The sequence below is a fragment of the Lelliottia sp. GFLA7 genome, assembly GCF_056490165.1.
Map to the genome: position 1 here is coordinate 1,089,956 of NZ_JBWLAQ010000001.1, position 14,992 is coordinate 1,104,947.

The following is a 14,992-nucleotide window of genomic DNA, read 5'->3' on the forward strand; positions in this document are numbered from 1 at the left end:
GTTATGCCTCAGCAAAGAAAAGAAAAAACCGGAGCCCACGCTGCCCAACGGCAACGCAGAACTCCGGCTTACGGATCACTTTTTACGGGGACGGATCGCAGGTGCGGCTTTATCCAGCACGCCGTTCACAAACTTGTGGCTGTCTTCAGCGCCGAAGGTTTTCGCCAGTTCGATCGCTTCGTTGATCGCCACTTTATAGGGCACATCATCACGTTTAGCCAGCTCGAACAGCGCAATGCGCAGCACCGCTTTCTCAACCTGACCCAGCTCTTCGAGCAGACGGGACAGGTACGGCTTCATCAGACCATCGAGATACGCGCTATTAGTCGCCACTCCCGACAGCAGTTCACGGAAGTACAGGACATCAACGTCTTTGACGTCTTGTTCCGCCAGGAACTGGTATTCGACATCAGCGATGTCGTTCTGGGACAACTGCCAGGAGTAGAGTGCCTGGACAGCACACTCACGGGCGCGGCGACGAGCAGCAGGTTTCACGGATTTCCCCTTACAAAAATCAGGCCTTAATGGCTTTCAATACGTTGATCATTTCAAGCGCAGTCAGTGCAGCTTCTGCACCTTTGTTGCCAGCTTTGGTGCCAGCACGTTCAATGGCTTGTTCAATACTTTCAGTGGTCAGCACGCCGAAAGCGACAGGAATTTCAGCTTCCTGCGCAACGTGCGCCAGACCATTACTTGCACCACCCGCAACGTATTCGAAGTGAGCAGTGCCGCCGCGAATAACCGTACCCAGTGCAATCACCGCGTCGTATTTACCCGTTTTCGCCAAAGCACCCGCTGCCAACGGCAGTTCGTAAGCACCTGGAACCCAAACAACGGTAATGTTTTCGTCTTTCACCTGACCAATACGTTTCAGTGCGTCAATCGCACCGTCCAGCAGGCTGTCGTTGATGAAGTTGTTGAAACGCGCAATGGTGATGGCGACGCGAGCGTCCGGGGTAGCAACAGCAGCTTCAATAATGTTCATACTCTTCCTTTACGGGTTCATTTGGCCCCGCAGGGGGGCGGATTTTATCATAATACTTCGCGTACTGCTTCCCTATTTCGGAAGGCATTACAAAGGTGTTAAATGCAGACAAACATCCGGACCGACCGGGCGAATGTCGCTGAATTTGAGTTGCGGCGCATCAGCCAGTTTTTCGAGACCAGGCAGAGCAAACAAGCCACGCGCCTCGTGACCTAACAATTTAGGCGCAACGTAGACGATCAGTTCATCCACCAGCCCGGCCTGCAATAGCGCGCCCGCAAGCGTCGGACCCGCCTCAACCCAGATACTGTTGACCTGCTGTTTGCCGAGTAGCATCATCAGGACGACTAAATCGAGATGACCTTTGTGCTCCGGCACCATAATGCTGCGCACATGTTCTGGCCACTGGCGATCGTCTTCTTTTGTGCGCGCAAAAAGCGTTTCACCAGGTTGCTGCACGATACGATGCGCAGGGGTGACGCGGTTCTGGCTATCAATCACAATTCGCAGCGGCTGACGCAAATTCTCTTGCGGATAAAGCGCCTGCGTATCCTGATTCAGTTCGTCCCAGCGCACGGTCATGGCAGGATCATCAGCCAAAACCGTTTCGCTGCTGGTGAGAATAGCATGGCTTTGCGCACGCAGACGTTGCACATCGCGCCTTGATTGCGGTGAGGTTACCCACTGGCTTTCACCGTTTGCCATCGCCGTTCGCCCATCAAGCGAAGCACCGAGCTTTAACTGAATATAGGGGAAACCGGTACGCATTCGTTTGAGGAAGCCCTTATTAAGTGCTTCAGTATCAGCCATCATCAAGCCATGGCTGACGTCGATACCTTCCTGCTGCAGGCGATACAGGCCGCGTCCGGCAACCTGAGGATTGGGATCTTGCATCGCAGCGACAACGCGCGCCACGCCTGCATCAATCAGCGCCTCGCAGCACGGCGGCGTTCGCCCATGATGGCTACAGGGTTCAAGCGTGACATAGGCCGTGGCACCCTGCGCCTTTTCGCCCGCTATACGCAAAGCGTGGACTTCGGCATGAGGCTCACCGGCGCGATAGTGGAATCCTTCGCCGACAATTACGCCGTCGTTGACGATAACGCAGCCAACGTTAGGATTGGGATGGGTTGTGAACCGTCCACGCTGCGCAAGTTTCAGCGCGCGCGCCATGTAAATCTCATCCTGCATGCGCTTAATCCTGTAGACGGGCGATCTCTTCGCCAAATTCTTTGATATCTTCGAAGCTGCGATAGACAGACGCGAAGCGGATGTAGGCCACTTTATCGAGCTTTTTCAATTGCTCCATGACCAGATTGCCGATCATTTTGCTCGGAACCTCGCGTTCGCCGGTCCCACGCAAATACGATTTGATGTGATTCAACGCCATTTCAACGTCATCTGCGCTGACTGGCCGTTTTTCCAGTGCTTTCAACATCCCTTTGCGCAGTTTTTCTTCGTTAAACGGCTCGCGCACGTCGTTACTTTTCACGACGCGCGGCATTACCAGCTCCGCCACTTCAAAAGTCGTAAAACGTTCGTTGCAGACCAGACACTGCCGACGACGGCGAACAGAGGAGCCTTCCCCTACGAGACGAGAGTCGATTACTTTGGTATCCACGGCGGAACAGAATGGGCAATGCATACGGTGTCCTGACTATCTGGTTAACTGAACTCTATTTTAACCCGAACTGGGCTGACAACAAAGGAAGAGCGCTTTTTGAGATAAAGGATCTATACCAGACGGCATCTTACTGACTACCATTACGATAATCCGTTATTTTTATGGAAATAAACGCAATGACAAGACGTTACCTAAGAATACTCGCGCTGGGAAGTCTCTTCACGCTAAGCGCCTGCGCACAGCAAAGCGAAGTTCGTCAAATGAACCAAAGCGTCAGTACACTTAACAGCGCAATGACGAAACTGAACCAGGAAACGGTAAAGATCACCCAGCAAAATGCGCTGAATGCCAAATCCAGCAGCGGTGTCTATCTGTTACCCGGAGCTAACACGCCAGCACGCCTGCAAAGCCAGGTCGGTACGCTGAAAATGTCTCTGATCAATATTGCGCCGAACGCGGAGGGGACAAGTGCCACCTTGCGTATTCAGGGCGAATCTAACGATCCGCTGCCTGCGTTTAGCGGCACAGTAGAATGGGGACAAATTCAGGGAACCACCGAAAGCTTCCAGGAAGTGAACGTGAAAAATCAGCTGATTAGCGCCCCAGCAAGCGTGCTTGCGCCGAGCGATGTGGATATCCCGCTCCAATTGAGCGGCATTACGCCCGAGCAATTAGGTTTCATCCGCATCCACGATATCCAGCCTGTCGTTCAGTAATCCTTTTTAGCGAAACGCGTGTCACGCGTTTCGCTCCCCTTCCTTCCCTTCCGCAAAGATTGGCAACTTATCGGTTTGCCATTACAATCCCCGCCGTTTAAAGTACGCAAACGTGAACGCAATCGATTACGTAAATGAGAGATATGTGAAACAACACATATTTTTGTGAGCAAGGATTCCTATAATAGGCTCCGCAGAAACACGAAATATTTTGAAACGCAAATCGCGCATTTTTCACTCCCGGAAGGGAATTTCAATCAGTGGCATGATTATGAAAAAAACATTATTAGCAGCCGGTGCAGCGCTGGCACTTTCCTCTTCTTTCGCTGTTAACGCAGCAGAGAACGCAAAACCTGAGTATGTTTCCGACTGGTGGCACCAGAGCGTCAACGTCGTTGGTAGCTACCACACCCGTTTTGGGCCGCAAATCCGTAACGATACCTATCTGGAATATGAAGCTTTCGCAAAGAAAGACTGGTTTGATTTCTATGGTTACATGGATGCGCCAGTATTCTTCGGTGGTAACACCGATGCGAAAGGTATCTGGAACCATGGTTCTCCACTGTTCATGGAAATCGAACCGCGCTTCTCTATCGACAAGCTGACAGGCGCAGATCTGAGCTTCGGTCCATTTAAAGAGTGGTATATCGCGAACAACTATATCTACGATATGGGTCGCAACGCTTCCGGTCGCCAGAGCACCTGGTATATGGGTCTGGGTACTGACATCGACACCGGTCTGCCGATGAGCCTGTCCATGAACGTGTATGCGAAATACCAGTGGCAGAACTACGGCGCAGCAAACGAGAACGAGTGGGATGGCTACCGTTTCAAAGTGAAATACTTTGTGCCTATCACCCAGCTGTGGGGCGGTAACCTGAGCTACATCGGTTTCACCAACTTCGATTGGGGTTCCGATCTGGGCGACAACGACTTCCGCGATCTGAACGGTAAAAAAGCACGTACTAACGACTCTATCGCATCCAGCCACATTCTGGCCCTGAACTACGATCACTGGCATTACTCAGTGGTTGCGCGTTACTGGCACAACGGCGGCCAGTGGAACGACGATGCGAGCCTGAACTTCGGTAACGGTGATTTCAGCGTCCGTTCTACCGGTTGGGGTGGTTACCTGGTCGTAGGTTACAACTTCTAATCCCGGTAACGCTTGAGTGCGCTTCGCTTTATCGGCCTTGCGCCTCTACGATAAAAAGCCAGCTATGCTGGCTTTTTTATTTGTCGAATCCAGCTCCACCATTCTGATTGAGTGAAGGAGATCGGCTAACAGTCTGAATACCGTACATAAAAAATCCCGGCCTTACGACCGGGATTTCAGTGTCAGAATGCAATTGCCATTACGGCAGGATAGACGGCTGATCCGCCCCTTCCTTTTCAACTTTCTGCTGGATCAGGTGTTCACGCTTCATACCCAGTTTCAACGCCAGCGCGGACGCGACGTAGATTGAGGACGCCGTACCGATGGAAACACCGATCAGCATGGTCAGCGAGAAGCCTTCCAGAATCGGGCCACCGAAGAGGAACAGCATCAGGATAACCATCAAGGTCGTGCCGGATGTGATCAACGTACGGTGCAGCGTTTGAGTCAGTGAAACGTTAAAGATTTCATACGGCGTACCGCGACGGATCTTACGGAAGTTCTCACGAATACGGTCCGATACCACGATACTGTCGTTCAGTGAGTAACCGATAACCGACATCAGAGATGCCACAATCGTCAGGTCGACCTCAATATGGAACAGCGACAGCACGCCCATGGTAATGACCACGTCGTGCGCCAGTGAGATAACCACCCCCGCAGCAAGACGCCACTCGAAGCGAAAACCGACGTACACCAGAATGGAAATCAGCGCCACCAACAGTGCCATGGCACCGTTTTGCGCCAGATCCGCACCGACGCTCGGGCCGACGAATTCGATACGCTTAACGGTAGCATCCTGGCTGGTCGCTTCGTTAATCACGTTAACGACCTTGCTTCCCAGTTCCTGACTGCCGTTGGCATCGTGAACCGGAGGCATACGCACCATGATGTCGCGGCTGCTACCGAAGTTCTGCAGCTGCGGCTCTTCAAAGCCCGCCTTCTGCAGCGCTTCGCGCATTTGGTCCATATCAGCCGGTTTTTCCAGCGTGATTTCAATCACCGTACCACCGGTGAAATCAAGACCCCAGTTAAAACCTCGGACGCCAATGATGGCAATCGAGACAATCAGCAGAAAACCTGAAATGCCGAAAGCCCAGTAGTCCCAGCGCATAAAGTCCCAGACTTTACGGCCGTGGTTCAATTGTTCAACAGTATATTCCTGTGCCACAACGCACTCCTCAGATAGACAGCTTTTTGACGCGCTTGCCGCCATACAGCAGGTTCACGATGGCACGGGTGCCGACAATAGCGGTAAACATTGACGTTGCCACACCGATACCGGTTGTAATAGCAAAGCCTTTGATTGCGCCAGTCCCCACTGCATACAGGATAAGAACCTTAATCAGTGTTGTTACGTTTGCATCGAAGATGGAGCTGAAAGCGCCTTTATAGCCTTCGTCGATCGCTTGTTGTACGGAGCGACCGTTGCTCAACTCTTCTTTAATACGTTCGTTTATCAATACGTTGGCATCGACCGCCACCGCAAGGGTGAGAACGATACCTGCAATACCCGGCATGGTCAGCGTCGCCCCTGGCAGCAGGGACATAATGCCAATGATCAATACCAGGTTTGCGATCAGCGCGGTGGTCGCAATCAGGCCAAACTTCTTATAGAAGAACAGCATGAAGAGAATCGAAACCGCCAGACCTGCCAGACACGCTTCCAGGCCCTGAGTGATGTTCTGCATCCCCAGCGTTGGACCAATGGTACGTTCTTCAACGATCTGAATAGGCGCAATCAGCGCACCGGCACGCAGCAGCAGAGAGAGCTGACGCGCTTCGTTCGGGTTACTGATGCCGGTAATACGGAAGCTGTTACCCAGGCGAGACTGGATATTGGCGACGTTGATCACCTCTTCCTCTTTCACCAGGATTGCACGACCGTTAGCATCTTTCTTACCGCTGTCTTTGTACTCCACGAACAAGGTCGCCATCGGTTTACCGATGTTATCCTTGGTGAAGTTCGACATGATGTTACCACCGGCGCTATCAAGCGAGATGTTAACCTGCGGCTGGTTGTATTCGTCCTGATTAGACGTGGAGTCAGTAATGTGGTCACCGGTGAGAATCACACGCTTGTACAGCACAACAGGCTGACCTTCACGCGTTTCTTTCACTTCGGAATCACCAGGCACACGACCAGACGCCGCGGCAGATTGGTCCACATTGGTATTCACCAGACGGAATTCCAGCGTCGCTGTCGCACCCAAAATTTCTTTGGCGCGCGCAGTGTCCTGGATACCCGGCAGTTCTACCACGATACGGTCTGAACCCTGGCGCTGTACAAGCGGCTCAGCAACACCAAGCTGGTTTACACGGTTACGCAGGATATTGATGTTCTGCTGTACCGCATATTCGCGCGCTTCGCTCAGACGGGCATCGGTCATCACGGCACGCAGCTGGTTGCTACCCTGACGTGAAATCACCAGATCGCGGTGACGCGTAGAGAGATAATCTACCGCCTGATCGCGAGCGGCAGCATCACGGAAAGTGATGCTCATTCCGTAGTTATCTTCCTTACGCACGGTGGTGTAAGGAATGCCTTTTTCGCGCAGATCGCTGCGCAGGCCGTCCATATTCTGTTCCTGCAGTTTGCCAAGCGCGGTATCCATATCCACTTCCATCAGGAAATGAACGCCACCACGCAGATCAAGACCGAGTTTCATCGGCTCTGCATTGATAGAGGCTAACCAACGCGGGGTTGCAGGAGCAAGGTTCAGCGCCACGACATATTTATCACCCAGCACGCTCACCAGCGCTTCACGGGCGCGGAGCTGCGTGTCGGTGGTGTCGAAGCGAGCAAGAATAGCGCCCTCTTCCAGTGCCACAGACTTAGCGGTAATTTTTTCTTGTTGTAAAGTGTTCTGGACCTGGATCAGCGTTTGCTCACTGGCGGCGACACCGCGCGCGCCAGTGATTTGAACAGCCGGATCCTCACCATACAGGTTGGGAAGCGCGTACAGCAGGCCGACGATAATCACGACGACCAGCATGATGTACTTCCACAAAGGATAACGGTTTAACACGGCAGTTCCCTTTGGGAGAAGTTAGATTACAGCGCTTTCATAGTGCCTTTCGGCAGTACGGCAGCGACAAAGTCACGTTTGATAACCACTTCAGTGGTGTCGTTCAGCGCAATAGAGATATAGCCAGTTTCAGCCACTTTCGTTACGCGACCGACCAGACCGCCGTTGGTCAGAACTTCATCACCTTTCGCGATGGAGCTCATCAGGTTTTTGTGTTCTTTGGTACGTTTCTGCTGTGGACGCAAGATCATGAAATAGAAAATCAGACCAAACACCGCCAGCATTAGAATCAGAGACATCGGGCTGCCCTGCGACGGAGCGCCTGTTGCTGCTACCGCATCAGAAATAAAAAAGCTCATTCAAATTCCCTCATTTATAAAATTAGTCAACGTTCAAAGGTGGAACATCACGTCCCTGACGTTGGTAAAAATCAGTTACGAAGCTCTCTAATTTACCCTCTTCGATAGCCTTACGTAAACCAGCCATTAAGCGCTGATAATAACGAAGATTATGAATGGTATTAAGACGCGCCCCTAAAATCTCATTGCAACGATCGAGATGATAAAGATACGCGCGAGAATAGTGACGACAGGTATAGCAATCACACTCGGCGTCAAGCGTACTGGTATCGCTTTTATGCTTCGCATTACGAATTTTCACCACGCCATCGGTCACAAAAAGATGTCCGTTACGCGCGTTACGGGTTGGCATAACGCAATCGAACATATCAATGCCGCGACGTACACCTTCAACCAGATCTTCTGGTTTGCCTACGCCCATCAGGTATCGTGGTTTGTCTTCAGGGATTTGCGGGCAAACATGCTCCAGAATACGGTGCATGTCTTCCTTTGGCTCACCCACAGCCAAACCGCCGACAGCGTAGCCATCAAAACCTATCTCTACCAGACCTTTAACCGAGATATCACGTAAATCTTCGTAAACACTGCCCTGAATAATGCCGAACAGCGCATTTTTGTTTTCAAGGGAGTCAAAACGGTCACGGCTACGCTGCGCCCAGCGCAGGGACATTTCCATCGAACGCTTCGCGTAATCCCAGTCCGCCGGGTATGGCGTACATTCGTCGAAGATCATGACGATATCGGAACCGAGATCGTACTGAATCTCCATCGATTTTTCTGGATCGAGGAAAATAGGATCGCCGTTGATCGGGTTGCGGAAGTGCACACCCTTTTCAGTGATCTTGCGAATATCACCGAGGCTGAAGACCTGGAAGCCGCCGGAATCGGTCAGAATCGGGCCTTTCCACTGCATAAAGTCATGCAGGTCGCCGTGCAGCTTCATCACTTCCTGGCCCGGGCGCAGCCACAGGTGGAAGGTGTTTCCGAGGATAATCTGCGCGCCAGTGGCTTCAACTTCTTCCGGCGTCATCCCTTTTACGGTGCCGTAAGTGCCCACAGGCATAAATGCTGGCGTTTCGACCACGCCGCGATCAAACACCAGGCGACCGCGGCGAGCGCGTCCGTCGGTGGTATCGAGTTCAAATTTCATTTTTTCTCCGGCGTCAGAAAAACAGTCCAACGCAATTTCTCGTCATATGCCGAGAAGTTTATGTGCCGCGGACTTATTCCCCGACACGCTCATTCAAAGCCTGCGGATTGTACGTGATAAACATCGCGTCCCCGTAGCTAAAAAAGCGATAATTTTGTTCTACCGCAGCCTTGTACGCATTCATTGTATTCTGATAACCCGCAAACGCGGAAACCAGCATAATCAATGTCGATTCAGGCAGATGGAAATTGGTCACCAGTGCATCAATCACAGTGTATTGATAGCCCGGGTAAATAAAGATTTGCGTGTCGCCAAAGAACGGCTCGATCAGATCTTTTTTGGCCGCCTGGGCCGCACTTTCGAGCGAACGTACCGACGTCGTCCCCACTGCGATCACGCGGCTGCCACGGGCTTTGGCGGCCAGCACCGCATCAACTACATCCTGCGGCACTTCGGCATATTCGGAGTGCATAATGTGATCTTCAATAGTGTCCACACGCACCGGCTGGAACGTCCCCGCACCGACATGCAGCGTCACAAACGCCATTTCGATGCCTTTTTCGCGCAGTCTTTCCAGAAGCGGCTCATCAAAATGCAGCCCCGCCGTTGGCGCGGCTACTGCGCCTGGCTTCTGGCTGTAAACGGTCTGATAAAGTTCGCGGTCTGCGTCTTCATCCGGACGGTCGATATAAGGCGGCAGCGGCATATGGCCGATAGCATTCAGAATATCCAGCACGGGACGCGCGTCATTAAACTCCACTTCGAACAGCGCATCGTGACGGGCGACCATGGTGGCGTTAATGCTTTCGTCGTCGCCCAGCAGCAGTTCCGCGCCCGGCTTTGGCGCTTTGGATGCGCGAATATGTGCCAGAATACGTTTGTCATCGAGCATACGCTCGACCAGCACTTCAATCTTGCCACCGCTGGCTTTGCGGCCAAACAGACGCGCCGGGATCACGCGGGTATTGTTAAAGACCAGCAAATCACCGGGGTTGAGCTTGTCGAGTAAATCGGTGAAAGTACCGTGCGTCAGCGCGCCCGTTGGCCCGTCCAGCGACAGCAAGCGGCAACCACTGCGCTCAGGCTGCGGATAGTGGGCAATCAGGGATTCAGGTAATTCAAAGGAGAAATCGGCGACGCGCATGACTTATACTCGTGACTTAAAAACAGGCGGCTTAGTCTAGTGCTCGCGCCTCTTTGCTGCAACACCTAGCCGTAATCGGACACTAAAACGCATGAATTTTCTCGCTCACCTGCACCTCGCCCATCTCGCGGACAGCTCACTTTCCGGCAATTTGCTGGCTGATTTTGTGCGCGGCAACCCCACGCAAACCTATCCCGCCGACGTGGTGGACGGTATTTTCATGCATCGCCGCATTGATGTGCTGACCGATAATCTGCCCGAAGTGAAAGAAGCCAAAGAGTGGTTCCGCCCCGAGACGCGTCGCGTCGCGCCGATCACGCTGGACGTGATGTGGGATCATTTTCTCTCGCGTCACTGGGCGCAGCTTTCGCCTGAGATGCCGTTACCGGAATTTGTGCGTTACGCCCACTCCCAGGTCGCGATGATTTTACCGGACTCACCGCCGCGCTTCGTCAATCTGAACGAATACCTGTGGTCGGAACGCTGGCTGGAGCGCTATCGCGAGATGGATTTCATCCAGCGGGTGCTGAATGGAATGGCGAGCCGCCGCCCGCGTCTGGATGCACTTCGTGACTCCTGGCAGGACTTAGACACTCATTATGACGCACTGGAGAGCCGCTTCTGGCAGTTCTATCCGCGAATGATGGTGCAAGCGAAAAACAAACAACTGTAATATTAAGAGACGCGATTGATAGGTAAAAGCTCGTTGAACGATTGCTCACGCCTCTTTGTCTTAATCGCAATCCCTCTCTATAATGGCCCGCGTTGCGTTCCAAAATAACCTTAGTCACTACAGGAGAATCACATGGTTCTGGTAACTCGTCCGGCTCCGGATTTTACAGCTGCAGCAGTTCTGGGCAACGGTGAAATCGTTGAAAACTTCAATTTCAAACAGCACACCAACGGTAAAGCGACCGTCCTGTTCTTCTGGCCGATGGATTTCACCTTCGTTTGCCCGTCTGAACTGATCGCATTCGACAAACGTTACGAAGAATTCCAGAAACGTGGCGTTGAAGTTGTGGGTGTTTCCTTCGACTCTGAGTTTGTACACAACGCATGGCGTAACACCCCTGTCGACAAAGGCGGCATCGGTGCAGTGAAATACGCAATGGTTGCGGACATCAAACGCGAAATCCAGCAGGCTTACGGTATCGAACATCCGGACGCTGGCGTTGCACTGCGCGGTTCTTTCCTGATCGACGCAAATGGCATCGTTCGTCACCAGGTCGTGAACGATCTGCCACTGGGTCGTAACGTTGACGAAATGCTGCGCATGGTTGACGCGCTGCAGTTCCACGAAGAGCACGGCGAAGTGTGCCCTGCTCAGTGGGAAAAAGGTAAAGAAGGTATGAACGCGTCTCCAGACGGCGTGGCAAAATACCTGTCTGAGAACGTATCCAGCCTGTAATTATTTAGACTGTTTACGCAAAAAGCCCGCGGATGCGGGCTTTTTTGTGTCTGTTATGCAAAGCCGTAGAAACGTTAATTACCGAACCACACCGACGCAGAAATCGCAGGTAAAGAAAGCACACCTTCTTGCAGATCTGCTTTGCCCTCTTTTAGCAGCCAGCGTTCAACGTTAAGCAACGGCGAATCGTCCAGCACCACTTCACACGCCTCGCCGCGGTTAATCGCCACCAGCACGCGCTGCTGGTTATACACCCGCGCAAACACCACCACGTTTGCGTGCGCATACACCACCTGACAGCCCCCGTAGCGCAGCGCCTGACTGTGCTTACGCAGTTTCGCCAGCCGTTGATAAAGTGCAAACAGGTTTTTATTCTGCTTGTCGGGATCCCACGGGAAGGTCTTGCGACAGAACGGATCGTTATTGCCGTCCAGCCCGATCTCATCACCGTAGTAAATGCACGGTACGCCCGGCCAGGTAAACAGCCAGGTCACCGCCAACGGCAAGCGCGCCACGTCTTTACCGAGTAACGATTTAAAGCGCGCAGTATCGTGGCTATCCAGCTGGTTAAACATGCGTAACTGCTGCTGATGCGACAGGCTGGCGCGATAGTTATCCATCCACTTGATGCATATTTCTGCGTCAATTAGCTGAGGATCGTACGAAATATCGGTGTTGGCGAGAAATCCCCATAACGGGAACGTAAAGCCGCGATAGTTCATCGCCGAATCTTCCGCATCCGCCTGTAACCACTGGCGCGCATCGCCAAAATGCTCGCCAAACACAAGCGCGTCTGGATTTGCCGCCTTAGCCGACTGGGTGATGCCGGTGACATGCTGAATGTTATTCCTCGCCCCGCCGCCCTCGCCAAGCATATGCACCACGTCCAGTCGCCAGCCGTCCATATTCCACGGCGCTTTTAACCAGTGGCGAACAATGCTGTCTTCACCGCCGTAAATCTCGCCAACTAATGACGGCGACTGGAAATCCAGTTTCGGCAGGCTGGCATACCCCAGCCAGTCAAGCGCATGACCGTCATCGCTAAAGCTGTACCAGTCCCGCTGCGGTGAATCCGGGTTGTGACACGCGCCGCCCATCGTTTGATTGTGGCGGTCAAACCAGGCGTGGGAATCGCCGCTATGGTTGAACACACCGTCCAGAATCAAACGCATTCCCTCACGCCGCGTATTTTGCCGCAGGCGCAGCAGGGCTTCGTCACCGCCAAACTGTTCATCAACGTGGCGATAATCCTCGGTGTCGTATTTATGCACGCTGGGCGCTTTGAATACCGGATTGAGATACAGCGCGGTTACGCCCAGCTTTTTCAGATACGGCAGTTTCTCGCTGATCCCATCCAGATCGCCGCCGTAAAACGTCGATCCGCCCGCCTGAGCGGTCAGCGGCTCATCCCACGCTTTACGAATAATATCGTGCCCTGCAGCGTGATGGTAGTAGACCTTATCCTGCTCAGACGTCCGCTTTTCGCTACGCGCAAACCGGTCGGGAAAGATTTGATAAAAGACCTGATCGTTAACCCACTGCGGACCGTTGTCCGGATAATCGACGGCAAACTGTTCCATTCGCGTCGGCGGGAAATGGCTAAACCCTTGCGGGGTAAACCACAGCTGGCGGTTATTCCACAGCAGCTTAAAGCTGTAGCGACGACGTGGCTGACCGGAGCGTAAATCGATTGTTGCCCGCCACGCCGTGACGCCTGGCTGTGGCTGACTGCGCTGTTTGTGCATCGGCAGCGACGTTTCTTCATTATCGACTTCTGCGCGCAGTGTGACACGCTGGGGCTGATTTTCCCCCGTCAGCCACAGCGTTATCACCAGCTTATCGTTGTTTTGCTTAACAAATGGGGCAACCGGAAGGTGCCAGGCGTTCAACATCACGAATCCCCTTTAATGAAATTGAGGCCACCTTGCCACAGCGTAGTGGAGGATCACTCATCATGAAAAGGTTTATTGGGGGAGGAGGATGGGGGAGGAGAAAAAATGCCCGACAGAGGTCGGGCACGTTTCTTTATGCTTGTGCTAACTGACGCTCGCGGCGGCGTTTAAACACCCAACCGATCAGCAGCAGCGCGATCCAGGCAAAACCGACATACAGCGAAATACGCGTATCCGGATGGTAACCAATCAGGCCGATAATAAAGACCAGGAAGATCAGGCCAACCACCGTCGTCGGCACGCCGCCCGGCACTTTGAATTTCAGCGCTTTTACCTCTTCAGGCGGCAGACGGCGGCGGAACGCAATCTGCGACAGCAAAATCATAATCCACACCCACACCGTCGCAAAGGTCGCCAGTGACGCAATCACCAGGAAGACGTTTTCCGGCATGATGTAGTTCAGATAAACCGAGAGCAGCAGCGCAACGGTCATCACCAGCACGGTGACCCACGGCGTACCGCGACGCGACGTTTTGGCGAACACTTTCGGTGCGTTCCCCTGCTCTACCATGCCGTGAAGCATGCGTCCCACGCCAAATACATCGCTGTTGATGGCTGAAAATGACGCCGTCAGCACCACAAAGTTAAGAATGCTGGCCGCGAACGCAATGCCCAAATGCTGGAAAGTGAGGACAAACGGACTGCCATTAGTGCCCACCTGATTCCATGGATAAATGGACATAATCACAAACAGCGTTCCCACGTAGAACACCAGAATGCGCATCGGCACGGAGTTAATCGCGCGCGGAATGGATTTCTCCGGGTCTTTCGCTTCACCGGCGGTGATCCCGATAATCTCGATACCGCCATAGGCAAACATCACCATTTGCAGCGACATCACCATCCCGAGCCAACCGTTGCTAAAGAAGCCGCCGTTGGTCCACAGATTATGGATCCCGGTCGGCTGTCCGCCGTTACCAATACCCCAGATAATGATGCCAAAACCGACAGCAATCATGATGATAATCGTCGCGACTTTGAAGAAGGAGAACCAAAACTCCAGCTCACCAAATACCTTAACGCTCATCAGGTTGACGCCGCAGATGATCAGCACCACGCTCAACACCCAAATCCAGTTCGGTACCAGCGGGAACCAGACGCCCATATAAATGCCAAAGGCCGTCACGTCGGCAATCGCCACAATCAGGATTTCGAAACAGTAGGTCCAACCGGTGATATAGCCTGCCAACGGGCCTAAGTTTTCCTGCGCGTAGCGAGAGAATGAGCTGGCAGAGGGGTTGTGAACCGACATCTCGCCCAGCGCGCGCATAATGATATACGCCGCCACGCCGCCGATAATATAGGCCAGCAGGACGCTCGGGCCGGCCATTTTGATGGCATCTGCCGAGCCATAAAAAAGACCCGTTCCGATCGCAGAACCCAGCGCCATAAAACGAATATGACGGGTGCTCAATCCACGTTTTAGTTTGTTAGTGCTTTCCATTTAAATCTTGCCATTCAACACGAAA

Annotated in this window: 15 protein-coding genes; 4 read left to right on the forward strand and 11 right to left on the reverse strand. The window is 53.0% G+C overall.

Features of this window, described 5'->3' with window-relative positions; genetic code table 11:
- Positions 1–75: 75 nt before the first annotated feature.
- From nusB to nrdR, 4 genes are all read right to left on the reverse strand, one after another.
- Positions 76–495 carry a transcription antitermination factor NusB gene (gene nusB / locus AC07RN_RS05255; protein WP_012016289.1) on the reverse strand — a complete coding sequence of 140 codons (420 nt, stop codon included), beginning with the start codon at positions 493–495 and terminating at the stop codon, positions 76–78.
- Between the two features lie 19 nt (positions 496–514).
- Complete coding sequence (gene ribH, locus AC07RN_RS05260; protein WP_012016288.1) at positions 515–985, reverse strand: 6,7-dimethyl-8-ribityllumazine synthase; 471 nt, start codon at positions 983–985, stop codon at positions 515–517.
- An 87-nt stretch (positions 986–1,072) separates the two neighbouring features.
- The gene (gene ribD, locus AC07RN_RS05265) at positions 1,073–2,176 is read right to left on the reverse strand and encodes a bifunctional diaminohydroxyphosphoribosylaminopyrimidine deaminase/5-amino-6-(5-phosphoribosylamino)uracil reductase RibD (protein WP_478335757.1); all 1,104 of its coding nucleotides are present in this window, start codon (positions 2,174–2,176) and stop codon (positions 1,073–1,075) included.
- Between the two features lie 4 nt (positions 2,177–2,180).
- The gene (nrdR, locus tag AC07RN_RS05270; RefSeq protein WP_012016286.1) at positions 2,181–2,630 is read right to left on the reverse strand and encodes a transcriptional regulator NrdR; all 450 of its coding nucleotides are present in this window, start codon (positions 2,628–2,630) and stop codon (positions 2,181–2,183) included.
- 155 nt (positions 2,631–2,785) lie between these two features.
- Between nrdR and AC07RN_RS05275 the strand changes: the two genes are divergently transcribed.
- Both AC07RN_RS05275 and AC07RN_RS05280 read left to right on the forward strand, forming a co-directional pair.
- The gene (locus AC07RN_RS05275) at positions 2,786–3,325 is read left to right on the forward strand and encodes a SadB/YajI family lipoprotein (protein WP_478335758.1); all 540 of its coding nucleotides are present in this window, start codon (positions 2,786–2,788) and stop codon (positions 3,323–3,325) included.
- Positions 3,326–3,596: 271 nt separating this feature from the next.
- The gene (locus AC07RN_RS05280) at positions 3,597–4,481 is read left to right on the forward strand and encodes a nucleoside-specific channel-forming protein Tsx (protein ID WP_478335759.1); all 885 of its coding nucleotides are present in this window, start codon (positions 3,597–3,599) and stop codon (positions 4,479–4,481) included.
- A gap of 199 nt (positions 4,482–4,680) precedes the next feature.
- Here the strand turns inward: AC07RN_RS05280 and secF are convergent, their stop codons facing one another.
- The 5 genes from secF to queA all read right to left on the reverse strand — a co-directional run bounded on the left by secF (position 4,681) and on the right by queA (position 10,163).
- Positions 4,681–5,652, reverse strand: coding sequence for a protein translocase subunit SecF (secF, locus tag AC07RN_RS05285; RefSeq protein WP_012016283.1), 972 nt, complete (start codon positions 5,650–5,652; stop codon positions 4,681–4,683).
- 10 nt (positions 5,653–5,662) lie between these two features.
- Positions 5,663–7,510, reverse strand: a complete 1,848-nt coding sequence (secD, locus tag AC07RN_RS05290; RefSeq protein ID WP_012016282.1) for a protein translocase subunit SecD — start codon at positions 7,508–7,510, stop codon at positions 5,663–5,665.
- A 26-nt stretch (positions 7,511–7,536) separates the two neighbouring features.
- The gene (gene yajC / locus AC07RN_RS05295; protein WP_012016281.1) at positions 7,537–7,869 is read right to left on the reverse strand and encodes a preprotein translocase subunit YajC; all 333 of its coding nucleotides are present in this window, start codon (positions 7,867–7,869) and stop codon (positions 7,537–7,539) included.
- A 22-nt stretch (positions 7,870–7,891) separates the two neighbouring features.
- Entirely contained in the window at positions 7,892–9,019 is a 1,128-nt protein-coding gene (gene tgt / locus AC07RN_RS05300; protein ID WP_012016280.1) for a tRNA guanosine(34) transglycosylase Tgt, read from the reverse strand.
- 73 nt (positions 9,020–9,092) lie between these two features.
- Complete coding sequence (gene queA, locus AC07RN_RS05305; protein WP_235134847.1) at positions 9,093–10,163, reverse strand: tRNA preQ1(34) S-adenosylmethionine ribosyltransferase-isomerase QueA; 1,071 nt, start codon at positions 10,161–10,163, stop codon at positions 9,093–9,095.
- Positions 10,164–10,254: 91 nt separating this feature from the next.
- On the opposite strand from queA, the gene acpH reads away from it, so the two are divergent.
- Positions 10,255–10,836, forward strand: coding sequence for an ACP phosphodiesterase (gene acpH / locus AC07RN_RS05310; protein ID WP_478335760.1), 582 nt, complete (start codon positions 10,255–10,257; stop codon positions 10,834–10,836).
- Positions 10,837–10,968: 132 nt separating this feature from the next.
- Positions 10,969–11,571, forward strand: a complete 603-nt coding sequence (locus AC07RN_RS05315) for a peroxiredoxin (RefSeq protein WP_012016277.1) — start codon at positions 10,969–10,971, stop codon at positions 11,569–11,571.
- 74 nt (positions 11,572–11,645) lie between these two features.
- On the opposite strand, the gene malZ is transcribed toward AC07RN_RS05315, so the two are convergent.
- Both malZ and proY read right to left on the reverse strand, forming a co-directional pair.
- Positions 11,646–13,463 carry a maltodextrin glucosidase gene (gene malZ, locus AC07RN_RS05320; RefSeq protein ID WP_478335761.1) on the reverse strand — a complete coding sequence of 606 codons (1,818 nt, stop codon included), beginning with the start codon at positions 13,461–13,463 and terminating at the stop codon, positions 11,646–11,648.
- 133 nt (positions 13,464–13,596) lie between these two features.
- The gene (proY, locus tag AC07RN_RS05325) at positions 13,597–14,967 is read right to left on the reverse strand and encodes a proline-specific permease ProY (RefSeq protein ID WP_478335762.1); all 1,371 of its coding nucleotides are present in this window, start codon (positions 14,965–14,967) and stop codon (positions 13,597–13,599) included.
- Between the last annotated feature and the right edge of the window lie 25 nt (positions 14,968–14,992).